A 25,089-nucleotide genomic window follows, 5' to 3' on the forward strand; every position below is an offset into this window, starting at 1 on the left:
AATCTCGAGATTCCGGGTCTGGTCCTTCGGACCATCCCGGAATGACGGAGTAACGCCATGAACTACGGCATCGCGTTCACACCGCTGGTGCCTTCGCTCGTGCTGTGGCTCGCGCTCGGCGCGATCGTCGTGATCGCGGCGCTGCTGCTTTTGTCGCGCGCACGCGGCACCGCGGTGCGCGTCGCCGCCCTGGCGCTGATCCTGCTCGCGCTGGCCAATCCCTCCTTCACCCGCGAAGATCGCGAACCGCTCTCGTCGGTGGCGGTGGTGGTGGTCGACAAGAGCCCGAGCCAGAACTTCGGCACGCGCAATCAGGAGACCGACAAGGCCAGGGAAGCGCTGGTCGACAGCCTGAAGCAGATCAAGGGGCTCGAAGTCCGCGTCGTCGAGGCGGGTCAGGCCGACGGCGAGACCGACGGCACCAAGCTGTTCGGCGCGCTGTCGTCGGCGCTCTCCGACGTGCCGGTCGAGCGCGTCGCCGGCGCGTTCATGATCACCGACGGCCGCGTGCACGACATTCCCAACGATGCTCAAGCGCTTGGTTTCCAGGCCCCGGTGCATGCCCTCATCACCGGCCGCAAGGACGAGCGCGACCGCCGCATCGCGATCACGGCGGCGCCACGTTTCGGCATCGTCGGCCAGAGCCAGACCATCACCTTCCGGCTCGACGACCAGGGCGTCACCGGCGAGCGCGCCAAGGTCACAGTCCGCCGCGACGGCGAGACGATCAGCGAGCGCTCGATGACCAGCGGTCAGACCGCCAGCGTCAACGTCGACATCAAGCACGCCGGTCAAAACATCGTCGAGATCGAGGCTTCGCCGCTCGAGAACGAGCTGACGCCGGTCAACAACCGCGCCGTGGTCTCGATCGACGGTGTACGCGACAAGCTGCGCGTGCTCTTGGTCTCGGGCGAGCCGCATTCCGGCGAACGCACTTGGCGCAACCTCTTGAAATCCGACCCCAGCGTCGATCTCGTGCACTTCACGATTCTGCGCCCGCCGGAGAAGCAGGACGGCACACCAATCAACGAGCTGTCGCTGATCGCGTTTCCGACCCGCGAGCTGTTCCAGCAGAAGATCAACGAATTCCAGCTCATCATCTTCGACCGCTACGCCCGCCAGGGCGTGCTGCCGATCGCCTATTTCGACAACATCGCGCGCTACGTCCGCGCCGGCGGGGCGGTGCTGGTGTCGGCCGGGCCCGACTACGCTTCGACCACCAGCATCTGGCGCACACCGCTCGATTCGGTGCTGCCGGCCGAGCCGGTCGGCGTGACCGAGAAGCCGTTCTACGCGCATCTGAGCGATGCCGGGAAACGTCATCCGGTGACCCGCGGGCTGGACGGCGCGGCCTTCGACCCGCCGCACTGGAGCCGATTCTTCCGCACCGTCGACACCCGCAACGCGGTCAACCCACCGGTGATGACCGGCGCCGACGGCAAGCCGCTGCTGTTGCTGTCGCATTTCGGCGAGGGCCGCGTCGCGCTGCTACTGTCCGACCATATCTGGCTGTGGGCCCGCGGCTACGAGGGCGGCGGCCCGCACCTCGATCTGTTGCGGCGCGTCTCGCACTGGCTGATGAAGCAGCCCGACCTCGACGAAGAGTCGCTGCGCATGCAGGTGCACGGCAAGGATCTCACCGTGGTGCGCCAGACGATGGCCGACAGCGTCTCGCCGGTCACCGTGACGTCGCCGAGCGGCACCACGCACGAACTGAACCTGACCGTCGGCGACCCTGGCGAGTGGCGCGCGACGTTGCCCGCCAACGAGCTCGGCCTGTGGCAGGCGACCGACGGCAAGCTGAAGGCGCTGATCAATGTCGGCCCGACCAACCCGAAGGAGTTTTCGGAAGTCACCTCGACCACGGACACACTGAAGCCGCTGGCGCAGGCGACCGGCGGCGACGCGCGGCGCATCGCCGACGGATCGAGCCTCAACATGCCGCGCGTCGTGCCTATTCACGGCTCGTCGATCTTCCGCGGCGACGGCTGGCTCGGCGTCAAGATGCGTGATGCGAGCGTGGTCAAGGGCGTCGGCGTATTGCCGATGTTCGCCGGCGTGATCGGCCTGTTGCTGCTGCTCGGCGCCTTTGCCGCCACCTGGCTGCGCGAAGGGCGTTGATCAGGATCGACGGAACGTTGCACCAATCCCACAGAGCCAGCCGATCGACCGCTGATCGCGCCAACGACGATTGACATCACGCTAGTCCTCCGATGTTATAATGTAACATTGGACGGCATGGGGTCATGACGCCGTTCCGAGGGTGGGCGTCGGTCGGATGAAGTGGTTCCGGAGACATATCAGAACTGGCTCGCGGCTGGCGCTGTTCGCGCTTGCCGTCCAGTTCGTGCTCTCGTTCGGGCATTTCCATCCCATTGCAGCGGCGCATGCGGGCCCGGCGGCCCAGACCGGTCTGTCGGAGCTCGACTTCGCCTATATCGGCACCTCTGCGACGCCGGACCTCGCGATTCAAGTCGTCCAGAAGCAACCGCCGGGCGATCACCACAGGGATCAGCACCCCGCAGACAATTGCGCGATCTGCGCCGTCATCTCGATGGCCGGCAATCTGCTGGTGGCAAGCCCGCCTGTGCTGCTGTTGCCGGAAGCGGTGGAGTTTCTCCGCCGCACCACCGATGCCGAATTCCTCCACCTCAAATCGGCCCCCGCGGCGTTCCATTCCCGCGCACCTCCGCTCTCCTGATCGATTGACCGCAGCGCCCTTGCCGGTTCGTGCCCTCACTCCGGACGTTCCCAAGGGCAATCGACGTCGATCCGTCGCATCTGTTGACGGGATCAGGATCGGGACCAATGACATTCCAGAGAAGACGAGCAATCACCCTCGGTGGAGCAAGCTGGCTCCTGTTGTGCGCGGCAAATCACGGCGCCATGGCCGACGACCCGGCACCAGCATCATCCTCCACGCAATTGCCTGAAATCACGGTGACGGCGCCGAGCCCGATCCAGCGGCACCGGACCGTGCCATCGCGCACACCGACCCACGTGGTGCGCGCGGCACCCAGCCGCAACCGTGAACACCCAGCCGAGCCGCAACCTGTCCCGGCCGCGCCGGCCCCGCCAGCGCCACAGCAGGGCGTACTGCCGGTCGTCACCAACCAGTTCGCCACCGTCACCGTGGTGCCCAACGAAGAGCTGCGGCGTGAGGGCGGCGCCACGCTTGGCGATCTCTTGTTCTCCAAACCCGGCATCACCGGCTCGAGCTTCGCACCGGGCGCCTCGAGCCGGCCGATCATCCGCGGCCTCGACGTCAACCGCGTCGGCATCGTCGAGAATGGCATCGGCGGAGGCGGCGTCTCCGATCTCGGCGAGGATCACTTCGTGCCGATCGATCCGCTCTCGACCAACCAGATCGAGGTGGTTCGCGGCCCGGCCGCGCTGCGTTACGGCTCGACCTCGATCGGCGGCGTGGTGAGCGCTACCAACAACCGCATCCCCGACACGATCCCGACCTGCGCGGCGGAGCCGTTCCAGACCTACGGGCTGCCCGTGAAGGCACCGCTGGCCAATAACGTCGCCCCGAGTTGCCTCAACGTCGAGACCCGCACGTCCGTGAGTTCGGTCGATCGCGGCGTCGAGGGCGGCATGCTGCTCGATGCCGGCGGTAACAATGTCGCCGTGCATGCCGACGTCTATGGCCGCACCACCAGCGACTACGGCATCCCGAGCTATCCGTATCTGTTCGACCGGACGCGACCGGTGAACGGCCGCCAGCCGAACTCCGCGACGCAATCGGACGGCGCCTCGGTCGGCGCCTCCTATTTCTTCCAGGGTGGCTATGTCGGCGCGTCGATCACCCAGAACGATTCGCTCTACCACATACCCGGCATCGACGGCGCCGATCACCAGACCCGGATCGACGCGCATCAGACCAAGATCGCCGTCAAGGGTGAGTACCGGCCCGACGCCGCGGCAATCGACGCTGTGCGTTTCTGGGTCGGTGCGACCGACTATCGCCACAACGAGCTCGGCCTTGCCGATCCGACCGATCTGTTCAGCGACGGCGTCCGGCAAACCTTCACCAACAAGGAGCAGGAAGCGCGGGTCGAGGTGCAGATGATGCCGTTCAACGCGCGCTTCGCAACCGTAACCACCGCGTTCGGCCTGCAGGCCGGTCATCAGGAGCTGACCGCGCCAAGCCCCGACAATCCCGGCACGCTATTCAACGGCCTCTGGGACCCGAATAACAACAACCGCGTGGCGGGCTACGTGTTCAACGAGTTCAAGTTCACCGACGCGACCAAGGCACAAATCGCCGGCCGCATCGAACACGTCGACCTGCATGGCTCCACGCCGGACTTCCCGGCGGACTATTTGCCGAACGGCGCGACGCAAATCGCCGTCTCGCGCAACCCGTCCTACACGCCGGTCAGCGGCAGCATCGGGCTGATCCAGAACCTCCCGGGAGATCTCGTCGGCAGCATCACGGCTCAGTATATCGAGCGCGCGCCGAAACCGGCGGAGTTATTCTCGCGCGGCGCGCATGACGCGACTGCCACCTTCGACATCGGCGATCCGAACCTGACGATCGAGACGGCGAAATCGGTCGAGGTCGGCCTACGCAAGGCGACCGGGCCGTTCCGGTTCGAGGCCACCGCCTACTACACCTACTTCAACAACTTCATTTTTCGTCGCCTCACCGGCGTGATGTGCGGCGACGATTTCGACTCCTGCGGCAACGGCGATCCCAGCAACGAGGCACGCCAGGCAGTCTATTCGCAGCGCAATGCCATCTTCCGCGGCGCTGAGTTCCAGAGCCAGCTCGACATCGGGCCGCTCAACGGCGGCATCTGGGGCATCGAAAACCAGTTCGACGTGGTACGTGCCACCTTCACCGACGGCACCAACGTGCCGCGCATCCCGCCGGTGCGGGTCGGTGGCGGACTGTACTGGCGCGACAGCAACTGGTTCGCCCACATCAACCTGCTGCACGCCTTCGCGCAGAACGACATCGCGGTGATCGGGGAAACGCCGACCGCGGGCTATAACCTGCTGAACGCCGAGATCACGTACAACACCAAGCTCACATCGTCATGGTTCGGTGCGCGCGAGATGACCGTCGGTCTGGCCGGCAAGAACCTGCTCAACCAGAACATCCGCAACTCGGTCTCCTACACCAAGGACGAAGTGCTGATGCCGGGCATCGGCGTGCGGGCGTTCGCCAATCTGAAGTTCTGAGCCATGCACGTCCCTCTGCCGCACGCGGCAGAGGGATCTAATCTCGCGTAGCCCGGATGGAGCGCAGCGCAATCCGGGAAGTCTACGCTCGCGAAGAGACCGATCCCGGATTTCGCTTTCGCTCCATCCGGGCCACAGGCGTCTCTGAAGCGAGCGGAGCCGCGAAACTCGCCTATCCAGCCGATCAGTGGCCGACGACGACTTCGCTGATCTGAATCACCGGTTGCAGGTCGGTGTAGTTCGGAATGTCGCCCATGATCTCCTTGGCGTGCTTACCCATGCCCGCCTGGAACGCCTCGATTGAGTCGCAGAAGATGTGGCACATCCCGACATAGGTTGCGGGCGCCCCCGGCGCGCCGCCAGCGAGACCTTTGTCGACAGTGTAGTATTTGCAAGCGTCGCCCAGCCGCTCCTTCACCAGGGGCATGTGCTTGTCGCGATAATAGTCGTGATCGAACCGCGCGCCGGGATTGTTTGGATACATCACACTGACCTTGATCATCGCGCGCACTCTCCCTGTTGATATGACACGCGCCGGTCTCGTCCCGGCGCTTCATTCAACTGTGCTTCAGATTGTGGGAGGGCGCAACAGTTCCGGCGCTGCTCGCGCAGATGTCAGATCGCCTTGCTCCAGTCCGGCTGGATCGGCCCGGACACGCCCTCGAAGGCACCATCGACCAGTTCCAGGACCAGCAGACGGCTGTAGTCGACCGGGCCGGGCATGGTCATCACCCCCTTCGGGACCGGCTTGAAGCCGACGCGTGCATAATAGAGCTCGTCCCCGACCAGCACGATGAGCCGATGGCCCTTCGCGCGGGCATCGTTGATCGCACGCTCGAGCAGCGCGCGGCCGACACCGCGGCTGCGGAACGGCGGCTCGACCGTCAGCGGCCCCAGCATCAGCGCAGGCGTATCGCCGATGCAGATCGGAAGCTGGCGCACCGACCCGACCAAGAGCGTGCCGATCCGCGCCGTGAAGGAGACGTCGAGCAGATGGTCGACATGCTCGCGCAGCCGGTAGGCGCTGAGAACGAAGCGGCCGGGGCCGAAGGTGCGCTCGTGCAGGCGCTCGATCGCCTGGGCGTCTTTCGGCGTCTCAGGCAGGATGGTCAGGGACAGCTCGGTCATCGTGGAGCGCGGGATAGCATCTGACACGCGTGCGGTCCATCGCCCAGCCGGTGGTTGCCGCGGCTTTCTGGGCGCGGCAGGGAGCGATATCCTGCTGCCAATCTTCACGCATTCATCGCCATGTGACTGTCGGCGGCCTGCCGTCGAGCACCTCCGCGATCCGCGAGCGCGTGCCGGGCGTGGTGCCGTCCGGCAGCGCGGCCGGATCGAAGAAACCACACGCCACGATCTCGCGATTCGGCTCCGGCAGCCGGTCCTGACGGTAGTCCCTGATAACATAAACCGCGACGTGGTCGCGGCGGGAGACGTGGCTGTTGAAGAAGATGCCGTGCAGCACCGGCTCGCCGGCGAGCTCGATTCGCCCCTCCTCGACCAGCTCGCGCCGCAGCGCCTCCAGAAAGCTCTCGCCGACCTCGACCCCGCCGCCAGGCAGATACCAGCCGTGAACATAGCTGTGCTTGACCAGAAACACCTTGTTGTCGGCATCGAGCACGACGGCGCGCACCCCCAGCGTCATGCCGCGGACCAGCCGCCAGTAGAAGTGAAACACCCGCCTGAGCTGCGGCTCGAAGCGCTTGCGTAAGCCCGGCAAGCCCGTCACTGAACCCTCGACATCATGGTGTTTGATCCTTGCGCGGACGCCGTCCGCTTGCCAATACAGAACAGGATTTTCGGGATAGCACGACATGACCGGTTGCCGGCCACCTTTCACAGGCAATCCGAACGGGACCGAATGATGGCGACGTTCCGGCTCGCGCATCTGTCCGACCCGCATCTGCCGCCGCTGCCGGCCGCGCGGCTGCGCGATCTCGCCGGCAAACGCGCGTTCGGCTATCTTAACTGGACACGCAACCGTCACAAATACCACCGCCGCGAGGTGCTCGACACGCTGGTATCGGACATGCAAGCGCAGCAGCCGGACCACGTTGCGGTCACGGGCGATCTCGTCAACCTGGCGCTGGACGCCGAGTTCAATCCGGCGCGGGAATGGCTCGAGGGCATCGGCGCTCCTGCCGACGTGACTGTGGTCCCCGGCAACCATGACGCCTATGTGCGCGCGACGCGGCACCGCTTCACTCACATCTTCAGCGATTACCTTCGCGGCGATACCGACGGCGCAGCGGTCAGCTTTCCGTTCGTGCGCCGGCGCGGGCCGCTAGCGCTCATCGGCGTCTCCTCGGCGGTGCCGACGCCGCCTCTGATGGCGACGGGCTGGCTCGGCCACCCGCAGCTTGCCGCGCTCGACACGATCCTCACGCAACTCTCGAGGGACGATGCCTTCCGCGTCTTGCTGGTGCATCACCCGCTGCACTCCGACGGACGCGCCAAGCGCTTGACCGACTCGCACCAACTGCTGGCGCTGCTCAAGCGGCACGGCGTCGAGCTGGTCCTGCACGGCCATGACCACATTCATTCGACGATGTGGTTTGACGGGCCCGACTGGAAGATCCCGGCGATCGGCGTGCCCTCGGCATCGGCGCTGGCGCGCAAGCATTATCCGGCCGCGGCCTACAACCTGTTCACGATTGCACGCGACGGCAATGCGTGGCGTTGCGAACAGACCGTGCGCGGCCTCGACGGCGCCCGGCGCATCGCGGAGCTCTCGACCGCGCGGCTGATCTAGAAATCGCGCAGGCTCGAAAACAGCGCGAAGGCGAACAGCGTCAGCGCGCCGATGATGAAGCCGAGCACGAACACGCCGAACCTGCCGCGGCGCTTCGGAGCTGGCGCCGGCAGAGGCGGCGGCTGCGCCGGCGGCTCGGCAACGGGAAGCGGCGTTGCGACCATCGCATGCTCGCGCTCGATCAGCCGCCGCGCCACATAGTCGGTGACGGCATCGACGATCGCGGGCACGTCGTGCGATTCGGCGAGCACGATGCGGCCAAATCGCGTGTCCTGCACGAAGCGATAGATGCGCTTGTCGCGGCCCATCAGGATGTGCGCGACGACATCGATCCACAGCCGCGGCGTCTCGCCCTGGCTGATGCCGCGATCGAACAGGTCGACCTTCTCCGGCACCTGGGCGAACAGCGGATCGAGCGCGTCGTTGAGGATCTCGAGCCGCGCCACCTCGGCGTCGCGCAGCTCGACCACGACGCCGGTGCGATCGGCCGCCTCGATCCGCGCCCGCCGCAGGGCCTCGCGCAGCGTCGGCCGCAGCTCGCGCGCCTCGTTGCCGGTGTTCTGGAGGTCAGACATGCCTCGCGGCCTCATGGTGACGGGTTTTCGGAGCGGTAACCTATCAGCAACCATGACGTCCGCAAAGGCTGTTTGTTCCCAAGGGGTTACGCAGCGACTTATCCCCAGACCAAAGCCTGCGCCGCTGTCCCGAAAGCGGACAACCCCACCCGGTTGAACCGGATGGGGCCGCCGTCCCTGGACGTTTCTTGACTGGATAAGACGGCCGTCAGGCCGAGACGCGCGACGGCTCCTCGACGATCGAGAAGCGCACGCCGGCCTGATGGCGGTGCTCTTCCGAGACCTCGCGCCAGCAGTCCTCTGCTTCCTTGCGGGTCTTGAACGGGCCTTTGACCTGCGCGGAGCCTTCCACCAGCTTGTGGAAGTTCATCGAGCCGAACTCGCCGCCGATCACCCAGAAATTGCTGCCTTTGGTCATTGTCAGTCTCCTCTCGAAAATCCGGCCGTCTTTACTCAGCCGCCTGAACCCTGATGTCCGCACCGCGCGACTTGAACTGCGCGGCCTCGGTCGAATCGTGAAGCGCCGTGGTCGAGGACTGGCCGCCTGAGATGGTGGTCGAGACCAGGTCGAAGTAGCCGGTGCCGACCTCGCGCTGGTGACGCGTCGCCGAGTAACCGTGCTGCTCCGAGGCGAACTCGGCCTGCTGCAGGCGGGAATACGCCGCCATGCCTTCGGTCTTGTAGCCACGCGCCAGCTCGAACATGCCGTGGTTGAGCGAGTGGAAGCCCGCCAGCGTCACGAACTGGAATTTGTAGCCCATCGCGCCGATCTCGCGCTGGAACCGGGCGATCGTATCCTTGTCGATGTTGGCCTCCCAGTTGAACGAGGGCGAGCAGTTGTAGGCCAGCATCTTGTTCGGATACTCCTTGCGCACCGCTTCCGCGAAGCGCTTGGCGTCGGCAAGATTCGGCGTCGAGGTCTCCCACCACAACAGGTCGGCATATTTGGCGAACGACAGCCCACGCTTGATGCAATGATCGACGCCGGTGCCGGGCTTCAGGCGATAGAAGCCTTCCGCGGTCCGCTCGCCGGTGATGAACTCGCGATCGCGCTCGTCGACGTCGGAGGTGATCAGCTTCGCGCTCTCGGCGTCGGTGCGCGCCATCACGAAGGTCGGCGTGCCGCAGACGTCGGCGGCAAGACGCGCCGCGACCAGGTTGCGCTCGTGCGCCGCGGTCGGAATCAGCACCTTGCCGCCCATGTGACCGCACTTCTTCTCGGAGGCGAGCTGGTCCTCGAAGTGAACGCCGGCCGCGCCCGCCTCGATATAGGCCTTCATGATCTCGAACGAGTTCAGCGGACCGCCGAAGCCCGCTTCCGCGTCGGCGACGATCGGCAGGAACCAGTCGATCTTGGCGCCGCCTTCGGCATGCTCGATCTGGTCGGCCCGCTGCAGCGCGCGGTTGATGCGACGGCACAGCTCGGGGCCGGCATTGGCCGGATACAGACTCTGGTCCGGATACATCGCGCCCGCGGTGTTGGCGTCGGCCGCGACCTGCCAGCCCGAAAGATAGATCGCGGGCAGGCCGGCGCGAGCCTGCTGCATCGCCTGATTGCCGGTCACGGCACCGAGCGAGTGCACATAGGGCATCGTGCGAAGTGAATCCCACAGACGATTGGCGGCGCGCTCCGCGAGCGTATAGGCGATCGGGAAGGAGCCACGCAGCTTCTCCACCTCCGCCGGGGTGTAGGGACGCTGGATGCCATCGAAACGGCCCTTCGGCGCATTCGGGACCAGCTCTTCAAAGGTCTTCGCCATCTGTCTTCTCCACTCGACATTCTTGACAGTGCATTGCGAAACGCGTGTCGAGAGGTAAACGCGAAAAGAGGAAGTTCGTACAGACGCCTTGCTTTCGAATGGTGATGTCATGTAACATATAAACCTGTAATAAATGTCGATTTGTAAATTTTGTCGCAATAAAGGTCAGGAACGCTGCCATGCCCGCTGACTCCGGAAAGAAACTGTTCGTCGGCCCCCGCTTCCGGCGGATCCGTCAGCAGCTCGGGCTGTCGCAGACCCAGATCGCCGAGGGGCTCGGCATTTCGCCGTCCTACATCAACCTGATCGAACGCAATCAGCGCCCGGTGACGGCGCAGATCCTGCTGCGGCTGGCCGAGACCTACGATCTCGATTTGCGCGACCTCGCTACCGCCGACGAGGATCGCTTCTTCGCCGAGCTGAACGAGATCTTCTCCGACCCTTTGTTCCGACAGATCGATCTGCCGAAACAGGAGCTGCGCGACCTCGCCGAGCTCTGCCCCGGCGTGACACACGCGCTGCAGCGACTCTACGCCGCCTATACCGAGGCGCGCCGCGGCGAGACGCTGGTGGCCGCGCAAATGGCCGACCGCGAGGGCTCGCAGTTCGAGGCCAATCCGATCGAGCGCATCCGCGACCTGATCGAAGCCAACCGCAATTACTTTCCGGAGCTCGAGACCGCCGCGGAACACTTGCGCGACGAACTCAACGTGCCGGCCGAAGGCCTGTTCGCCGCGCTCACCACACGCTTGCGCGAAAAACATTCGATCGTCACCCGCGTCATGCCGGTCGACGTGATGCGCGAGACGCTGCGCCGCTTCGATCGCCATCGCCGGCAGCTCCTGATCTCCGAGCTCATCGACGGCCCCGGCCGCAGCTTCCAGCTCGCCTTCCAGCTCGGCTTTGCCGAATGCAGCGCGAGCATCGATGCCATCGTCGGCCGCGCCGGCCCGCTCGACGACACCGCGCGCAGGCTCTACCGCATCACGCTCGCCAACTATTTCGCGGCCGCCGCGATGATGCCCTATCAGGCGTTTCATTCCGCGGCCGAAGCGCTGAGCTACGACGTCCATGTGCTTGCGCAACGCTTCAACGCAGGCTTCGAGCAGGTCTGTCACCGCCTCACCACCCTGCAACGGCCGAACGCGCGCGGCGTGCCGTTCTTCATGCTGCGCGTCGACAATGCCGGCAACGTCTCGAAGCGTTTCTCCTCGGGCACCTTCCCGTTCTCGAAATTCGGCGGCACCTGCCCGCTCTGGAACGTGCATTCGACCTTCGACACGCCCGACCGCCTGCTCAGCCAAGTGATCGAATTGCCCGACGGCACACGCTACTTCTCGATCGCGCAGATGGTGCGGCGGCCGGTCGCGCCCCACCCGCAGCCGCAGCCACGCTTTGCGATCGGGCTCGGGTGCGAAATCCGCCACGCCTCGAAGCTCGTCTACGCCGCCGGCATCGATCTCGAGAAGGTCGAGGGCACGCCGATCGGCGTCAACTGCCGGCTCTGCGAGCGCGAGAACTGCAGCCAGCGCGCCGAACCGCCGATCACGCGCAGCCTGATCCTGGACGAGACCACGCGGCGGGTATCGTCGTTCGCATTCTCCAACGCGCGGGAGCTGTGAAGGGAGCGAGGCGTGAGCACGCCGTGCCACCTCAGCGCCGAGATCAATCCACCGCCGCAAAGGCCTTGCACCAGCCGTCCTTGCTGATCTCGCCCTCGACCACCTTGCAGGCATTCGGCGCCACGAACAGCGTGCACAGGCCGCAGGAGTAGATGCCGTTCGGCGTGTCCTGATAAGCGGCCTGCGGCTTGGTCATCTTGTCGGAGGCCGCAGCGGCTCGCCATAACATCGTCGCAGGGATCGCGACGATCGCCGCAGCGATCTCGCGTCGGGAGTGGCGCCCTTGTTGTTCGATCATTGGAATCGCGTCTCCATTTGCTGCCGGTCCCCAAGTGTAGCCGTCATTGCGAGCCAACGGGTCGCGCGAACGCGCACCCGATGACAGGCTCCGCGAAGCAATCCATTTCGCCGCTGTCGCGACAATGGATTGCCGCGGCGCGACGCGCCTCGCAATGACGGGGATAGTTCCGAGCTCACGTCTCAAGCTGCGCGCTGTCATCACCCGCGAAAGTCCGGGATGACCTCGCGACAGTGCCAAGTTCTCCGCTGTCGTCCCTGCGAAAGCAGGGACCCATAACCACAGGATTGCGTTGCTGAAGCGCACTGTGGCTCCAACCTCGCAAGACAATGCGCAGCCGTGGTTATGGGTCCCGGCTCAAGGCCGGGACGACAGCGAGTATGTGGCGCAGCTTGTGAGTCATACATTCGCGTTCTCGCGACATGTTTTGTCCGAGCTTTGCATCTTCGTTTTCGCCCTCATCGGATAGAGGGCGCAGGGAAAGCCGGGTGCCGATCGCACCCATGGGCCCCGAGCAAGGGTAGAAAGCTCGGGGGTAGGACCACAGGTGTAACCGGAGCAAGCCCGGCTTTCCCTGCGCGATGGGTTACGGCTTATACGTGCTCGCCCCGGCGAGACTGGGCTTGGTTGTCACCGCTGTTGCAAGACGCAATTGCGTCTTGCAACAGGACACCTGCCGCTAGGGCGTCAGGCCTGCACGATTTCGCCGTCCGCCTCGCATGTGCTCGTCAGTCACACGCTCGGCGTCCACCGCATCCCGACCCGGCACTCGTGACGATCGCGAAGCGCCCCCTCAGGCGGGTGAGACGGGCCATTCATACACTGAGTTTCACTTCTTGAAAACCGAAATATTTTTTCGTAAGGGGCTTGCGCCGTCGGGCAACTCAGTGATTGACGGTCAGGAAGCCACCGGAGGAAGGGTTCCCTCTCCCCTTGCGGGAGGGGCCGGAGAGGGGTGCCACACGACGTGACCTCTCGTACGCATGACGGCGGCAAGCAACCGAGATTGCTAAGACACCAGCAACCGCCGCCTCATGCCGAATTGCGGACAGCGTCCCTCGCCCCTTGACCTGGCCCCTGCGGCCGCCTCCATAAGGCGGCGGTCAGACAATGCGAGGTGATTCGATGAATGCTGCCGCGAGATTCTTGAGCCCGTCCGAAGCTGCGAGGCAGCTCGGCATATCCGCGAAGGCGCTGCGGCTCTATGAGGAGCGCGGCCTGATCGCGCCTCACCGCACGCCGGCGGGATGGCGCGCCTATGGTCCGGCCGAGATCGCCCGCTGCGCCGAGATCGTCGAGTTACGCGCGCTCGGTCTCAGCATCGGTGAAGTCGCGCGGATCCTGAAAGGCGACGCCGACATCCTCAGCCGCGTGCTGACCGCGCATGAGGCGGCGCTCAAGGAACGTATTCGACAATCCGGCAGCAGCATCACCAGGGTCCGCCGCCTGCGCGCCGAGCTTGGCCGTGGCAGGCTGCCGGCCCTGCACGATGTCATTGGCGTAGTCAGGGCGCGGCCGGCGGTCGGCATTGCATTCGATCTGCCCTGGCCGTGGGGTGGCGAGCGCTTCGAGCTGCGCGAGATCAGGCCGCTGAACTACATCGTCGGGCCGCTCGGCAGCGGCAAGACTCGCTTCGCGCAGCGCCTGGCGGAAGCGCTGCCCGATGCCGCTTTCGTGGGGCTGGACCGCGCGGCAGACGACGGCGCCGCGATTGCCGCGCGCCTCGATGCCGATCCGGGGCTGAAGGCGAAGGTCGACGAGCGCTTAGCCGCGCTCGCGGGTGGCGGCGCCGCGACATCGCCGGCCCTGACCGCCCTGCTCGCCACGCTGCTGGCGGACCGGCCTGCGATCCTCGTCATCGACCTGCTGGAGCAGGGGCTCGATGCAGCCACCCAGGAAGCCCTGATCGCCGATCTGCGCCGCCGCGGGCCACGGGCGCGGCCGCTGTTCTTCCTCACGCGATCCAGCGCAATCCTGGATCTCGATGCAGTCGGCGAGGACGAGGCGATCATCCTCTGCCCCGCCAATCACAGCCTGCCGACCTGCGTCACGCCGGTTGCCGGCGCACCCGGCTACGAGGCGGTCGCGACCTGCCTCGCCTCGCCCGAGGTTCGCGCGCGCACCGAGGGGGTGATCGCGTGGCGGCCGGCCTGACCACTTCAGGTTTCGTTTTCAACAATCTGCGACCTGAACGCCCGGTTCCGGTCGGATCAATCGCCGGAAGTGTGCTATAAAGCGGGCGATATGAGCGAGCTCCCCCGCACCCAGGCCTTGCGCTGCTTCATCACGGTCGCCCGTGAAGGCACCGTGTCGCGCGCGGCGTCGGCGCTGAAGCTGACCCAGCCGGCGGTCAGCCTGCAACTGAAGGCGCTGGAGGAAACCACCGGCCTGCAGCTCTTCAACCGCACGCCGGGCGGCTTCACCCTGACGGAAGCCGGCGTCGCGCTGCTGCCGCTGGCGCACAAGGCTGTGGCGGCGGCGTCCGATTTCAAGGCGACGGCGGACTCGCTGAAGGAGGCCCAGCGCGGAACGCTGCGTGTCGGCACCATTCTCGATGCCGAATTCACCAGGCTCGGACCGTTCGTGCGCACCCTCGCCACGTCACCGCGGCGAACCGAAGTGTTCTTGCGCCACGGTGTGAGCGATGACGTGCTGGCGCAGATCGGCCGCGGCGAGCTCGACGTCGGCTACTATGTCGACGCTACGCCGGCGGACCAGATCGCACGCCATAGCTTCACCGAGCGCACCATCGCAGATGGACGCTACCAGCTCGCGCCGCTGCTTTGCTACGACTACCGCGTCATCGCGCCGCTCGGCTGGAGCGACCGGGTGATGGGCAAGGGCTGGGCGGAGCTCGCCCACCTGCCCTGGCTCGCGACGCCGACGCATTCCGGCCACCGCCGGCTGCTCGACGACATCTTCCGCCCGCTCGGCGCATTGCCGAAACGTGTCGCCTATACCGATCAGGAAGAGGCGATGATCGACTTCGTCGAGTCAGGCATCTGCCTCAGCCTCGCGCGCGACAGCGTACTCGCGCCGCGGCTGTCGCGTCCGCACAATTTCGTGGTTGCCGACAAGGTGAAGCTCACTTGCGACTTGAGCTTCGCCTGCCTCGCCGCACGCCGCCAGGAGCCGGCGATCGCGCACGCCTTCACCGTGGTGCGGGCGCTCTGGAACGTCAAGCCCACGGTCGCGGGTGCAGGCCCGGCACGCTCGCGGAAGGTTGCGAAAAACGTGTAGCGCCTCAGGCTGCTGCGGGAAGCCGATCACTTCGTCCCGTGGATGAACGCTTGCATCTCCTCCAGCGTAAGCTTGCCGTCCTTATTGGTGTCCATTGCCCTGAAGATCCGCTCGTGAGCGGCCTGAAACTCCTGCAGCGAGATGGTCCCGTCGCCGTCGCCGTCCATCAGGGCAAACATCATGCGCATCATGAAGGGCGGCCCCATCATGCCGCGGCTCATCATATGTCCCATCATGGCATCGCCCATCATGCCACCGTGCCCCATCATACCCCCATGGCCCATCATGCCCCCACCGTCCTGACCCATGGCATGCGATTGCGTTTGTTGATGATCCGCTTGGTGCGGCGTCTGATCCTGCGCCGAGACACCGCCAGTGCCATAGGCCAGTATGAGAGCAGATGTCGTCAGCCCCAAGATGTGCCTGTACATGGAAACCTCCTCACAAGCGTCGTCGTCGCCGATCGTTCGCCCCAATGGATAATTTTATCACCCTCCGCCAAGGCGACAGATCACAATGTTTGCAAGAACCGGCCATGGCAGACTGAGCTGAACGACATCCGCGTCGGCGCCGAATTGAGCCAAAGGCCGCGCTTGGCACCGTTGAATTCTGGCTTCCCGCACGCGCGCCTGTCGTCGATCGCGCAATCTTCGCTGTTGCATTTCGTCCAGCATTGAAAATCCCGGGTCAGCGCGCGGTTCCACTTGCCAACAAAAATCGGGCCTCCTAAGTTTTTCAGCACCAGAAGGGAGGTATCGCACATGCACGACATGGCATCTCGACTGGAAAAGCTCCGCAAGGATGCTGCGGAATGTGCACTAACTCGCGACTTGGCGACGGACCCAATAAAGCGTGAATTGTACGCGCGGCTGGCCAAGCAATATGAGGTGCTCGCGGCGACCGTGGAGCGGACGATGAAAGTCTTCGGCGAAAGCAGCGGCACGTTTCTGGGACGCAAGATGCGCGAGCCGGAAGACCAGAAATAGTAAGCAGCCCTACCGTAATTCGCCGGCCGGGTCGTCGGACCAGAGTTAAGATATGTGAGGATGCAATCGGTTGGGCCAAAGGCGGTTCACCACTCCCCGATGGTAGGGCTATTGCATATGTCGCCTTGGGCGGCCGCGCACGAACTCGGCCTCGTGGTTCGAGACGCGCCGCAAGCGGCGCTCCTCACCATGAGGGTCTACTACTGTGCCGCAAAACAAGACCTCATCCTGAGGAGCCCGCCAAAGGCGGGCGTCTCGAAGGATGGGCCTCCGTTACCGCTCCAGTTCAACCTGATCTCATCGCGCTTTTGATGACCGGGTATCGGCCGCAAAGCGCCAGGACGGAAAAGGCCACCGCACCGGTGGCCTTTCCTGTTTATTTCTTGAGGTCAGCGGCAAAGAACTTAGCGGCTTCGGCCTTCGCCTCCTGGTCAACCTTGGCATCGTATCTGAGCGGCAGGTTGAACTTCTTGCCGAGCTCGGTGGCTTCCGGGTTGGTGAAGGCGTGCACGGCGCCGGGATATTCGATGATCCGGTAATCGGCCTTCGCCGCGTCGAAATCCTTCTTGAGCGCGTCGTACTGCTCGCGCTTCACGAAGGGGTCGTCCGCGCCGTTGAGAATGAGGATTTTTGCCTTGACCGTTCCCGGCGCTGGCGCGGGAGTATTGAGACCGAGGGATGCGTGAAAGCCGGCGACGGCGGCGAGATCGGCGCCGGCGCGCGCCATGTTCAGCACCACCGCGCCGCCGAAGCAGTAGCCGACGGCGCCGATCTGCTGCGGATTGACCGAGGCCTGCTTGGCGAGTTGCTCCCGCGCGGCATTGAAGCGCTGCTCCATCACCTTCGGGTTCTTCATCACCGAGCCTGACAGCGCGCCGGCGTCCTTCGGGTTGTCGGCGGTCTTGGCGTCGCCATACATGTCGGCGATGAAGGCCGTGTAGCCCTGCTCCGCGAATTTGCGCGCCTCGTTATGGATATGCTTGGTGATGCCCCACCATTCATGCACCATCACGATGCCGGGCCGCTTGGCCTGGGTCGCGTCATCGTAGACGACGAAGCCCTTCATCGTGGTCTCGCCGTCCGTATAGGTGACCGGCTGTTCCCTCACCGCTGCGTTTGCGCTCGCAACCATTGCGACGGCGCAAAGTGCTCCCAGGATATTCGTTCGCATGCTGACCTCCTGCGGGTTTGGCACATCACCACATTGGCATGCCAGCGGGTCCCGCGCTAGGCTGACCGGTCGATGCGCCGGCCGAATTCTTCTCAACGAGCGGGATCGGCCCAACGTCGATGGAAGGTCGTACGCACGCTCCCTGCTTCGCAGGTGCCCAATGTCCCTAATCAGGGGGACAGACGCATGGTCCGGAATCAATATGATGAGGGGCTGCCGGTGGTCCTGCTATCGTCGGCCGCACATCATAAAAAAGAACCTTCCGGGAGGGATTTGCAATGAAGCTGGCTCTTGCCGCACTTTGGATTGTCGCGGGCGCGGTCCTGATGGCCCCGGATGCCAATGCGGACATCAAGGTCGGGGTCGTGGTGTCCGCGTCCGGACCGGGCTCGGCACTCGGCCAGCCGCAGATGCGGACGATTGCGGCGCTGCCGAAGGAGATCGGCGGCGAGAAGGTCGTCTACATCGCGCTCGACGACGAATCCGACCCCACCAAGGGGACGCAGAACGCCCGGCGCCTCGTCATCCAGGACGGCGTCGACATCCTGATCGGCTCCTCGCTGACGCCGGTGACCATGCCGATGCTCGACGTCGCGCAGGAATCGAAGACGCCGATCATCTCGCTCGCCGCCGCGACCGCGATCGTGCAGCCGATCGACGACCGCCGCAGATGGGCGTTCAAGGTGGTGCCCAACGACGACCTGATGGCGGGTGCGATCCTCAAGCACATCGCGAAATCCGGGATCAAGACGCTCGGCTATATCGGCGTGTCGGATGGCTACGGCGAAGGCTATTACAAGGAGATCAGCCGGCTCGCGCCGACCTTGGGGCTCTCAGTCACGACCCATGAAGTCTATGCGCGCGCCGACACCAGCGCCACCGGCCAGGCGCTGAAGGTGATCGCCACCAACCCGGAGGCGGTGTTCATCGCTTCCGCCGGCACACCCGCCGTGCTGCCGCAGGAGGCGCTCCGCGAGCGCGGCTATGCCGGCAAGATCTTCCAGACCCACGGCGTCGCGTCGGAGGAATTCATCAAGCTCGGCGGCGCCAATGTCGAGGGCGCGGTGTTCACCGGCGAGGCGTTCACCATCGCCGACGATCTGCCGGCGAATGATCCATTCCGGCAGGTGCGCGACGAGTTCGTCTCATCCTACGAGAAGGTGAACGGACAGAAGCCGAATATCTTCGGCGCCCATCTGTGGGACGCCATCGCCTTGTTCAAGCGTGCGGTACCGCACGCGCTGAAGGTCGCCAAGCCGGGCACGCCGGAATTCCGCGCAGCGCTGCGCGACGAGCTGGAGCGCGGCAAGGATGTCTACCTGAACAACGGCCTCTCGACCATGAGCGCGACCGACCACAACGGTTATGACGAGCGGTCGGCATTCCTGATCAAGGTGGAGGGCGGCAAATTCCGGCTGATGAAGTAGGCGTGACGGACCTGAGCCGGTGCCGCAATTGGCACGCGTCCCCGTTCGGTTGCCGGGGCCGCGCCATCATGTACGAGCCGACGTCGCCAGCCCCGCCTAAAGCGCGATGAGATTGAGTTGAATCGACTTCGCCGCGGCTTCGGTTGACCTCTCCCAAGGGGGAGGTGACCTCCGACGCTGTTTCAGCTCAACCTAATCTCATCACGCCTAGTCACCGCCCCATCGCCATCGCGGCGGTTCGCCCTTCCACCAGCACACGCCGACCAGCAGGCCGCTCAACACCAGAACATAGGCAATGAAGCCCAGCGGCGAGTGCCGGGGTAACAGCACGGCGCCGACAGCAATGAGAACGAGAAAGACTGCGAAGATCACCCAGCCTTGCCAGGTGATCGGGAACCCCCAGCCCCAACCGTAGCGCTTGGCGGGAAACCAATATCTGGCATCGCGCGGCATGGGATCCTCCACTCGCTGCGGATCAAGAAAAGCCCGCAGGCAGTAGACAACCCATCCTGCTGAACTTTTCAACAGATCCGCTCCTCGCCCCTCCCCCGACGCAAAAGCCCGGATTCGGCCGCCTTGGCCGGTTGTCCGATGCGGCCAAATGCGCATCGAGGGCACTTGCGCAAACCGCGGAATGAGAATGTAATTCAGTAAAACATCGCTGCGCCGGCCACGCTCCGGCCAAGCGACCATTAACAAGGGAGCAGTGAGGAGCCGCCCATGCACGGGACCATCGATCTCGGCGAAGATGCGAATCTGAATGCCGCGCGCGAGCGCGCGCATGCGCTTTCCCTGTCGGACTACGATCCCGGTGATCCCGAACTGTTCAAGACTGATACCTTCTGGCCGTATTTCGACCGGCTGCGCAAGGAAGACCCGGTGCACTACTGCAAGGAGTCGATGTTCGGGCCGTATTGGTCGATCACCAAGTACAACGACATCATGGACATCGAGACCAACCATTCGGTGTTCTCCTCGGCGGCTTCGCTCGGCGGCATCACCATCCGCGATGTTCCGCCGGACCTGCGGCGCGAGAGTTTCATCGCGATGGACCAGCCGCGCCATTCGGCACAGCGCAAGACCGTGGCGCCGATGTTCACGCCGACGCACCTTGACGAACTCGCCATCAACATCCGCAAGCGCTCGACCGAGTGCCTCGACAATCTCCCGCGCGGCGAGGTGTTCGACTGGGTCGACAAGGTCTCGATCGAATTGACCACGCAGATGCTCGCGGTGCTGTTCGACTTCCCCTGGGAGGAACGCCGCAAGCTGACCCGCTGGTCCGATGTCGCGACCACCCTGCCCGGCGCCGGCGGCCTCGTCGCCACCGAGGACGAGCGGCAGGCCGAATTGACGGAATGCGCGAGCTACTTTGCCAGACTCTGGAAGGAGCGCAGCAGCCAGCCGCCGAAGAGCGACCTGCTCTCGATGATGGCGCATAGCGACGCCACGCGGAACATGGACCCGAAGAATTTCCTCGGCAACCTGATCCTGTTGATCGTCGGCGGCAACGACACCACGCGCAATACGCTGTCCGGCAGCATCTATGCGCTGAACAAGCATCCCGATCAGTATCGTAAGCTAAAGGAGAATCCGGCGCTGATCGACAGCTTTGTCCCAGAGGTGATCCGCTGGCAGACCCCGCTTGCCCATATGCGGAGGACCGCGCTCGCCGATTATGAATTCCGCGGCCGGCAGATCAAGAAGGGCGACAAGGTGGTGATGTGGTACGTCTCGGGCAACCGCGACGAGGAGGCGATCGAGAACCCTTACGAATTCGACATCGAGCGTGCGCGGCCGCGCACCCACATCTCGTTCGGCTTCGGCATCCATCGCTGCGTCGGCCTGCGGCTGGCCGAGCTGCAGCTCAAGATCATCTGGGAGGAGATCCTCAAGCGCTTCGACACGATCGAGGTGGTGGAGGAGCCGCAGCGGGTGTATTCCAGCTTCATCAAGGGCTATGAGACGCTGCCGGTGCGCATCGCCGCGTGACGTGTGAGGAAAAGCAGCGAGTTGAATTTGAACTGCGACCACGACGGAGCTGCCCCCCTCTCCCGCTTGCGGGGGAGGGCTGGGGTGGGGGTGCCACCACAGAGGGACCCTTCGCGTGGAGAAAGCCCCCACCCGCCGCGCTCTTCGAGCGCAGCGACCTCCCCCGCAAGCGGGAGAGGTAAGAGCCGTCCCCGGAGCCAGTTGTGATGAACGTCCAGACCCCCATCCACGCCGACAAGGCCGAGCTGCTGCGGCAGGCGCGCGAGGAAGCCTATGCGACGCCGCTGAAGGATTTCCATCCCGGCGCGCCGCGGCTGTTCCAGAACGACACGCTGTGGCCGTGGTTCGAGCGGCTGCGCAAGGAGGAGCCGGTGCATTACTGCACCAATGCGCCGATCGAGCCCTATTGGTCGGTGGTGAAATACAACGACATCATGCATGTCGACACCAGCCACGGCATCTTCTCCTCGGACTCCACGCTCGGCGGCATCTCGATCCGCGACGTGCCGCCGGGCTACGACTGGCCGAGCTTCATCGCGATGGACCAGCCCAAGCACGCACATCAGCGCAAGACTGTCTCGCCGATGTTCACGCCGACGCATCTGGACGAGCTCGCGAAGCTGATCCGCCAGCGCTCGGCGAGCGTGCTCGACAATCTGCCGCGCAACGAGACCTTCAACTTCGTCGACCGCGTCTCGATCGAATTGACCACGCAGATGCTGGCAACGCTGTTCGACTTTCCATGGGAGGAGCGGCGCAAGCTGACACGCTGGTCCGATGTCTCGACCGCGCTGCCGAAGAGCGGCATCGTGGAATCGCCGGAGCAGCGGCGGCGCGAGATGGACGAATGCTACGCCTATTTCTCCAGGCTGTGGAACGAGCGCGTCAATGCGCCGCCGAAGAACGACCTGCTGTCGATGATGGCGCATAGCGACGCCACACGGCACATGGATCCGGACAATCTGATGGGCAACATCATCCTGCTCATCGTCGGCGGCAACGACACCACCCGCAACACCATGAGCGGCTCGGTGCTGGCGCTGCACGAACATCCCGACCAGTTCCGCAAGCTGAAGGAGAACCCGGCGCTAATCGACACCATGGTGCCGGAGGTGATCCGCTGGCAGACGCCGCTTGCGCACATGCGACGCACCGCGCTTGTCGATACCGAGATCGGCGGCAAGCGGATCAGGAAGGGCGATCGCGTCGTGATGTGGTACGTCTCGGGCAATCGCGATGACGAGGTGATCGACCGGCCAGACGAGTTCATCATCGATCGCGCCCGGCCGCGCACCCACCTGTCGTTCGGCTTCGGCATCCACCGCTGCGTCGGCATGCGGCTTGCCGAGCTGCAGCTCCGGATCGTCTGGGAGGAGATGCTGAAGCGCTTCGACCGCATCGAGGTGGTCGGCGAGCCGAAGCGGGTCTATTCCAGCTTCGTTCGCGGCATTGAGAACCTTCCGGTGCGGATTCCGGGTTGAGGCGCCTGCTCCTACACACCTAATGCTGGCGCAACAGTCTAAACAGACATCTTGGTTCGAGCACCTTCTGTCTTGACCCGACGCAAAACTAGGGCGACCTCAACGGATGAGACGTCTTCCACTCCTCGTACGACATGGAAGACGCGAGCAAACGATCAAAATTGCGCTTTCGTTGCTCGATGATGTCCCGATTGATCGAGAATTCGACGCGATTGAAGTTGCCGGACCTATTCAGAATCAGGAAGCCAGATAGTTGGCCATCAACAATCAGGACGTCTTGCAGATCATCGTCGTTGTTATTGTGCGACTTTAAGTATTGTTCTCGATCTATCAATCGGAGAGAGATACCATTCTGGATATGCTTTTGAATTAGATCATCAAGGACTTTGGCTTGTTCGGGCCCGTCGGTCGGAGCCGTGATAAATACCCTCAATAGGTCAACCTTACGCTCCTTAACCGCCTTCACGTTCTCGGCAAAATATTGATTAGCCCAGTATTGCCCCCAGAACTTCTCCGGAAAAACATACTGAGTGGCATAGTAGGATGTTTTGCAATTTTTGATCATAGGCAACAGATAAGTCGGCAATTCCTCTGCATTGATAGTGTATGTGCCTTGGGCCAATTGATCAAAAGTCGCTCTGAGGTTCTGAATCGTCGAGTCTGCGATCTTGGTCAAAGTTTCATTCTTGAGTTTTTCAATATCTTCGTATCGATCAGAGATAGGTATGAACCGCTTACTCAGCGGGCTCTCAGCAAATTTGATTATCGAGCTTTCGCTGAGAAACGGCTCACGCGAAAGATTGTAGAAGAGGGTAAAGAGGACCAAAAATCCGGCGATCGCTCCTCCAACCTTATAGACTTGGCGGTCAATGGTCGCCGATGAACTTAAGAAATGGAACAGGATGAGCGCGCCGGTCATTGCTAGGTTGAACGGAACTGCAAGCAATTCCCACACGGGGTCGATTTGAAGGTACCTTGCCGCCAAGACCAGAGTGACAGCTCCTCCAAAAAACATGATCGCGAGCGCAAACACGATCCATGAGTTTGACCGTCTTGTTTCAGGATCGGTTGACGTCGTTCGGTGTTCGATTTTCATTCGCGGAATCTGCGCCATGCTCGCCTCAAAAATATTGGTTTCAAAATAGCGCTATTGAAACGCAACCCTTGATCGCACGCAAGTACATAGCCTCATATTGGATGTACTACCATTTGGTCCAAGCTTAGCCTCCAAAGCGGTCACAGCGCTTCCATGCGCCGGAAGAAGCGAAGCCACGAAAAATCCCTGCGCAGGCGCACAACGAATTGCTCCGGTCGCCATCAGGCCCTATAAAATCCCGGCATAGCTGCGCGAGCCAGATGCGAAGGGTATAAAGCATCCGGCTGCCCTAAGCCCCCTCGGTGTGACGACGCGCCACTGCGCGCACCCTTAGCCGAGGCCATGATGGACCAGATTGCCGTTCACCAGGACAACGCAACCGGCCGGAACTGGCCGGTTGCGATCTATCGGACGCTGAAGGATTTTGGCGTCGCGCAGGTGTCCTATGTCCCCGATGCCGGGCATTCCAGGCTGATCAAGCTGTCGCACGCGGATGCCGACATCAAGACCACGGTGCTGACGACCGAGGAGGAAGGCGTGGCGCTGGCCGCCGGCGCCTGGCTCGGCGGCGAGCGCGCCGTGCTCTTGATGCAATCGAGCGGCGTCGGCAACTGCATCAACATGCTGTCGCTGATGGCAAGCTGCCGCTTTCCGTTGCTGACGCTGGTGACGATGCGCGGCGAATGGGCCGAGTTCAATCCCTGGCAGATCCCGATGGGCAAGGCGACGCCGCAGACGCTCGAGGCCATGGGCGCCACCGTGCTGCGGCTGGAAAACCCTGACGACGCCGAGGAGGTGATCTCGGCCGCCGCATCGCTCGCGTTTGACGGCGACCAGCAGGTCGCGGTGCTGATCTCGCAGCGGATGATCGGCCGCAAGAAGTGGAAGGAGACGCACTGATGTCTGCTGCTGTCGGCACAATCGATCGCCGCGCCGCCGTGAAGGCCCTGCTTACCGATCGCGGCGACCTGCTCGTGATCTCCGGGCTCGGCTCCTCGACCTACGACGTGTTCGCTGCCGGCGAGCATCCCGGCAATTTCTATCTCTGGGGCGCGATGGGCGGCGCCGCGATGATCGGCCTCGGCCTCGCTTTGGCGCAACCAAAGCGGCCCGTGCTTGTCGTCACCGGTGACGGCGAACAGCTGATGGGAATCGGCAGCCTGCTGACAATCGCGACCAAGCAACCCGGCAACCTCTCGATCGCCCTGCTCGACAACGGCCAATATGGCGAGACCGGCATGCAGCTCAGCCATTCCGGCCTGGGGGCGAAGCTCGACGTGATCGCGCGCGGCGCGGGGATCGCTGATATCACCGAGATCGCTGATATGGCCGGGATCGAAAGCTTCCGCACGAGCCTGCGCGACCTCAAGGGCGGCCCGCGGCTGGCACGGATCAGGATCGCGACCGGCGAGCTCGAACGCGCGCTGCCGCCGCGCGACGGCAGCTATCTCAAGAACCGTTTCCGCGGCCATCTCGGCTTCGCGGTGCCTTGATGC

25 protein-coding genes are annotated in these 25,089 nt (G+C 63.9%); 13 read left to right on the forward strand and 12 right to left on the reverse strand.

Annotated elements, in window-relative coordinates; all coding sequences use genetic code 11:
• The first annotated feature begins 57 nt into the window (after window positions 1-57).
• The 3 genes from P6U25_RS29370 to P6U25_RS29380 all read left to right on the forward strand — a co-directional run bounded on the left by P6U25_RS29370 (window position 58) and on the right by P6U25_RS29380 (window position 5,193).
• A complete protein-coding gene (locus tag P6U25_RS29370; RefSeq protein ID WP_407148240.1) occupies window positions 58-2,121 on the forward strand; it encodes a hypothetical protein in 2,064 nt (687 codons plus the stop codon).
• Between the two features lie 157 nt (window positions 2,122-2,278).
• Window positions 2,279-2,701: a DUF2946 family protein gene (locus P6U25_RS29375; RefSeq protein WP_407148241.1), complete on the forward strand. Its 423-nt coding sequence runs from the start codon at window positions 2,279-2,281 to the stop codon at window positions 2,699-2,701.
• 107 nt (window positions 2,702-2,808) lie between these two features.
• On the forward strand, window positions 2,809-5,193 hold the full coding sequence (locus P6U25_RS29380) for a TonB-dependent receptor (RefSeq protein WP_407148242.1): 2,385 nt from the start codon (window positions 2,809-2,811) through the stop codon (window positions 5,191-5,193).
• A 184-nt stretch (window positions 5,194-5,377) separates the two neighbouring features.
• Here the strand turns inward: P6U25_RS29380 and P6U25_RS29385 are convergent, their stop codons facing one another.
• The 3 genes from P6U25_RS29385 to P6U25_RS29395 form a co-directional block, all read right to left on the reverse strand.
• Window positions 5,378-5,695, reverse strand: a complete 318-nt coding sequence (locus P6U25_RS29385) for an EthD family reductase (protein WP_407148243.1) — start codon at window positions 5,693-5,695, stop codon at window positions 5,378-5,380.
• Window positions 5,696-5,808: 113 nt separating this feature from the next.
• Window positions 5,809-6,321 carry a GNAT family N-acetyltransferase gene (locus P6U25_RS29390; protein ID WP_407152649.1) on the reverse strand — a complete coding sequence of 171 codons (513 nt, stop codon included), beginning with the start codon at window positions 6,319-6,321 and terminating at the stop codon, window positions 5,809-5,811.
• A gap of 112 nt (window positions 6,322-6,433) precedes the next feature.
• Complete coding sequence (locus P6U25_RS29395; RefSeq protein ID WP_407148244.1) at window positions 6,434-6,922, reverse strand: NUDIX domain-containing protein; 489 nt, start codon at window positions 6,920-6,922, stop codon at window positions 6,434-6,436.
• A 135-nt stretch (window positions 6,923-7,057) separates the two neighbouring features.
• Between P6U25_RS29395 and P6U25_RS29400 the strand changes: the two genes are divergently transcribed.
• Window positions 7,058-7,945, forward strand: a complete 888-nt coding sequence (locus P6U25_RS29400; protein ID WP_407148245.1) for a metallophosphoesterase family protein — start codon at window positions 7,058-7,060, stop codon at window positions 7,943-7,945.
• Here P6U25_RS29400 and P6U25_RS29405 read toward each other — a convergent pair.
• The 3 genes from P6U25_RS29405 to aceA form a co-directional block, all read right to left on the reverse strand.
• On the reverse strand, window positions 7,942-8,520 hold the full coding sequence (locus tag P6U25_RS29405; RefSeq protein WP_407148246.1) for a hypothetical protein: 579 nt from the start codon (window positions 8,518-8,520) through the stop codon (window positions 7,942-7,944). The genes P6U25_RS29400 and P6U25_RS29405 overlap by 4 nt on opposite strands.
• 208 nt (window positions 8,521-8,728) lie before the next feature.
• Entirely contained in the window at window positions 8,729-8,938 is a 210-nt protein-coding gene (locus P6U25_RS29410; protein WP_407148247.1) for a hypothetical protein, read from the reverse strand.
• 31 nt (window positions 8,939-8,969) lie between these two features.
• Window positions 8,970-10,280 carry an isocitrate lyase gene (gene aceA / locus P6U25_RS29415; RefSeq protein ID WP_407148248.1) on the reverse strand — a complete coding sequence of 437 codons (1,311 nt, stop codon included), beginning with the start codon at window positions 10,278-10,280 and terminating at the stop codon, window positions 8,970-8,972.
• Between the two features lie 179 nt (window positions 10,281-10,459).
• Between aceA and P6U25_RS29420 the strand changes: the two genes are divergently transcribed.
• Window positions 10,460-11,902: a short-chain fatty acyl-CoA regulator family protein gene (locus P6U25_RS29420; RefSeq protein WP_407148249.1), complete on the forward strand. Its 1,443-nt coding sequence runs from the start codon at window positions 10,460-10,462 to the stop codon at window positions 11,900-11,902.
• Between the two features lie 43 nt (window positions 11,903-11,945).
• Here the strand turns inward: P6U25_RS29420 and P6U25_RS29425 are convergent, their stop codons facing one another.
• On the reverse strand, window positions 11,946-12,200 hold the full coding sequence (locus tag P6U25_RS29425) for an iron oxidase (RefSeq protein WP_407148250.1): 255 nt from the start codon (window positions 12,198-12,200) through the stop codon (window positions 11,946-11,948).
• A 1,125-nt stretch (window positions 12,201-13,325) separates the two neighbouring features.
• Here P6U25_RS29425 and P6U25_RS29430 point away from each other — a divergent pair.
• Entirely contained in the window at window positions 13,326-14,354 is a 1,029-nt protein-coding gene (locus P6U25_RS29430) for a MerR family transcriptional regulator (RefSeq protein WP_407148251.1), read from the forward strand.
• Between the two features lie 90 nt (window positions 14,355-14,444).
• The gene (locus tag P6U25_RS29435; RefSeq protein WP_407148252.1) at window positions 14,445-15,440 is read left to right on the forward strand and encodes a LysR family transcriptional regulator; all 996 of its coding nucleotides are present in this window, start codon (window positions 14,445-14,447) and stop codon (window positions 15,438-15,440) included.
• Between the two features lie 26 nt (window positions 15,441-15,466).
• On the opposite strand, the gene P6U25_RS29440 is transcribed toward P6U25_RS29435, so the two are convergent.
• Both P6U25_RS29440 and P6U25_RS29445 read right to left on the reverse strand, forming a co-directional pair.
• Window positions 15,467-15,871, reverse strand: a complete 405-nt coding sequence (locus P6U25_RS29440) for an EF-hand domain-containing protein (RefSeq protein WP_407148253.1) — start codon at window positions 15,869-15,871, stop codon at window positions 15,467-15,469.
• Between the two features lie 80 nt (window positions 15,872-15,951).
• On the reverse strand, window positions 15,952-16,203 hold the full coding sequence (locus P6U25_RS29445) for a hypothetical protein (RefSeq protein ID WP_407148254.1): 252 nt from the start codon (window positions 16,201-16,203) through the stop codon (window positions 15,952-15,954).
• Here P6U25_RS29445 and P6U25_RS29450 point away from each other — a divergent pair.
• Window positions 16,202-16,426: a hypothetical protein gene (locus tag P6U25_RS29450; protein WP_407148255.1), complete on the forward strand. Its 225-nt coding sequence runs from the start codon at window positions 16,202-16,204 to the stop codon at window positions 16,424-16,426. The genes P6U25_RS29445 and P6U25_RS29450 overlap by 2 nt on opposite strands.
• Before the next feature lie 376 nt (window positions 16,427-16,802).
• Here the strand turns inward: P6U25_RS29450 and P6U25_RS29455 are convergent, their stop codons facing one another.
• Window positions 16,803-17,597 carry a dienelactone hydrolase family protein gene (locus tag P6U25_RS29455; RefSeq protein WP_407148256.1) on the reverse strand — a complete coding sequence of 265 codons (795 nt, stop codon included), beginning with the start codon at window positions 17,595-17,597 and terminating at the stop codon, window positions 16,803-16,805.
• 278 nt (window positions 17,598-17,875) lie between these two features.
• On the opposite strand from P6U25_RS29455, the gene P6U25_RS29460 reads away from it, so the two are divergent.
• On the forward strand, window positions 17,876-19,024 hold the full coding sequence (locus P6U25_RS29460) for an ABC transporter substrate-binding protein (protein ID WP_407148257.1): 1,149 nt from the start codon (window positions 17,876-17,878) through the stop codon (window positions 19,022-19,024).
• 207 nt (window positions 19,025-19,231) lie between these two features.
• On the opposite strand, the gene P6U25_RS29465 is transcribed toward P6U25_RS29460, so the two are convergent.
• The gene (locus P6U25_RS29465; RefSeq protein WP_407148258.1) at window positions 19,232-19,477 is read right to left on the reverse strand and encodes a hypothetical protein; all 246 of its coding nucleotides are present in this window, start codon (window positions 19,475-19,477) and stop codon (window positions 19,232-19,234) included.
• A 267-nt stretch (window positions 19,478-19,744) separates the two neighbouring features.
• Between P6U25_RS29465 and P6U25_RS29470 the strand changes: the two genes are divergently transcribed.
• Window positions 19,745-21,016, forward strand: coding sequence for a cytochrome P450 (locus P6U25_RS29470; RefSeq protein ID WP_407148259.1), 1,272 nt, complete (start codon window positions 19,745-19,747; stop codon window positions 21,014-21,016).
• Between the two features lie 206 nt (window positions 21,017-21,222).
• Entirely contained in the window at window positions 21,223-22,497 is a 1,275-nt protein-coding gene (locus tag P6U25_RS29475; protein WP_407148260.1) for a cytochrome P450, read from the forward strand.
• Window positions 22,498-22,585: 88 nt separating this feature from the next.
• On the opposite strand, the gene P6U25_RS29480 is transcribed toward P6U25_RS29475, so the two are convergent.
• Complete coding sequence (locus P6U25_RS29480) at window positions 22,586-23,611, reverse strand: hypothetical protein (protein WP_407148261.1); 1,026 nt, start codon at window positions 23,609-23,611, stop codon at window positions 22,586-22,588.
• 324 nt (window positions 23,612-23,935) lie between these two features.
• Here P6U25_RS29480 and P6U25_RS29485 point away from each other — a divergent pair, with 324 nt between their 5' ends.
• Together P6U25_RS29485 and P6U25_RS29490 are read left to right on the forward strand one after the other, a co-directional pair.
• Window positions 23,936-24,493 carry a thiamine pyrophosphate-binding protein gene (locus P6U25_RS29485; RefSeq protein ID WP_407148262.1) on the forward strand — a complete coding sequence of 186 codons (558 nt, stop codon included), beginning with the start codon at window positions 23,936-23,938 and terminating at the stop codon, window positions 24,491-24,493.
• Window positions 24,493-25,086 carry a thiamine pyrophosphate-dependent enzyme gene (locus P6U25_RS29490; protein ID WP_407148263.1) on the forward strand — a complete coding sequence of 198 codons (594 nt, stop codon included), beginning with the start codon at window positions 24,493-24,495 and terminating at the stop codon, window positions 25,084-25,086. The genes P6U25_RS29485 and P6U25_RS29490 overlap by 1 nt, the downstream gene beginning before the upstream one ends.
• The last annotated feature ends 3 nt before the right edge of the window (window positions 25,087-25,089 follow it).

It is taken from the genome of Bradyrhizobium sp. ORS 86 (assembly GCF_045571475.1).
Taxonomy (GTDB): Bacteria; Pseudomonadota; Alphaproteobacteria; order Rhizobiales; family Xanthobacteraceae; genus Bradyrhizobium.

What these genes read in the sequence shown, in the direction of transcription:
- P6U25_RS29480 (WP_407148261.1), bottom strand. Translation starts at nt 23,611, where the DNA reads ATGGCGCAGATTCCGCGAATGAAAATCGAACACCGAACGACGTCAACC.
- P6U25_RS29385 (WP_407148243.1), bottom strand. Translation starts at nt 5,695, where the DNA reads ATGATCAAGGTCAGTGTGATGTATCCAAACAATCCCGGCGCGCGGTTC.
- aceA (WP_407148248.1), bottom strand. Translation starts at nt 10,280, where the DNA reads ATGGCGAAGACCTTTGAAGAGCTGGTCCCGAATGCGCCGAAGGGCCGT.
- P6U25_RS29425 (WP_407148250.1), bottom strand. Translation starts at nt 12,200, where the DNA reads ATGATCGAACAACAAGGGCGCCACTCCCGACGCGAGATCGCTGCGGCG.
- P6U25_RS29485 (WP_407148262.1), top strand. Translation starts at nt 23,936, where the DNA reads ATGATGGACCAGATTGCCGTTCACCAGGACAACGCAACCGGCCGGAAC.
- P6U25_RS29390 (WP_407152649.1), bottom strand. Translation starts at nt 6,321, where the DNA reads ATGACCGAGCTGTCCCTGACCATCCTGCCTGAGACGCCGAAAGACGCC.
- P6U25_RS29490 (WP_407148263.1), top strand. Translation starts at nt 24,493, where the DNA reads ATGTCTGCTGCTGTCGGCACAATCGATCGCCGCGCCGCCGTGAAGGCC.
- P6U25_RS29445 (WP_407148254.1), bottom strand. Translation starts at nt 16,203, where the DNA reads ATGTGCGATACCTCCCTTCTGGTGCTGAAAAACTTAGGAGGCCCGATT.
- P6U25_RS29440 (WP_407148253.1), bottom strand. Translation starts at nt 15,871, where the DNA reads ATGTACAGGCACATCTTGGGGCTGACGACATCTGCTCTCATACTGGCC.
- P6U25_RS29470 (WP_407148259.1), top strand. Translation starts at nt 19,745, where the DNA reads ATGCACGGGACCATCGATCTCGGCGAAGATGCGAATCTGAATGCCGCG.
- P6U25_RS29400 (WP_407148245.1), top strand. Translation starts at nt 7,058, where the DNA reads ATGGCGACGTTCCGGCTCGCGCATCTGTCCGACCCGCATCTGCCGCCG.
- P6U25_RS29435 (WP_407148252.1), top strand. Translation starts at nt 14,445, where the DNA reads ATGAGCGAGCTCCCCCGCACCCAGGCCTTGCGCTGCTTCATCACGGTC.
- P6U25_RS29380 (WP_407148242.1), top strand. Translation starts at nt 2,809, where the DNA reads ATGACATTCCAGAGAAGACGAGCAATCACCCTCGGTGGAGCAAGCTGG.
- P6U25_RS29410 (WP_407148247.1), bottom strand. Translation starts at nt 8,938, where the DNA reads ATGACCAAAGGCAGCAATTTCTGGGTGATCGGCGGCGAGTTCGGCTCG.
- P6U25_RS29460 (WP_407148257.1), top strand. Translation starts at nt 17,876, where the DNA reads ATGAAGCTGGCTCTTGCCGCACTTTGGATTGTCGCGGGCGCGGTCCTG.
- P6U25_RS29420 (WP_407148249.1), top strand. Translation starts at nt 10,460, where the DNA reads ATGCCCGCTGACTCCGGAAAGAAACTGTTCGTCGGCCCCCGCTTCCGG.
- P6U25_RS29370 (WP_407148240.1), top strand. Translation starts at nt 58, where the DNA reads ATGAACTACGGCATCGCGTTCACACCGCTGGTGCCTTCGCTCGTGCTG.
- P6U25_RS29430 (WP_407148251.1), top strand. Translation starts at nt 13,326, where the DNA reads ATGAATGCTGCCGCGAGATTCTTGAGCCCGTCCGAAGCTGCGAGGCAG.
- P6U25_RS29455 (WP_407148256.1), bottom strand. Translation starts at nt 17,597, where the DNA reads ATGCGAACGAATATCCTGGGAGCACTTTGCGCCGTCGCAATGGTTGCG.
- P6U25_RS29405 (WP_407148246.1), bottom strand. Translation starts at nt 8,520, where the DNA reads ATGTCTGACCTCCAGAACACCGGCAACGAGGCGCGCGAGCTGCGGCCG.
- P6U25_RS29375 (WP_407148241.1), top strand. Translation starts at nt 2,279, where the DNA reads ATGAAGTGGTTCCGGAGACATATCAGAACTGGCTCGCGGCTGGCGCTG.
- P6U25_RS29450 (WP_407148255.1), top strand. Translation starts at nt 16,202, where the DNA reads ATGCACGACATGGCATCTCGACTGGAAAAGCTCCGCAAGGATGCTGCG.
- P6U25_RS29465 (WP_407148258.1), bottom strand. Translation starts at nt 19,477, where the DNA reads ATGCCGCGCGATGCCAGATATTGGTTTCCCGCCAAGCGCTACGGTTGG.
- P6U25_RS29475 (WP_407148260.1), top strand. Translation starts at nt 21,223, where the DNA reads ATGAACGTCCAGACCCCCATCCACGCCGACAAGGCCGAGCTGCTGCGG.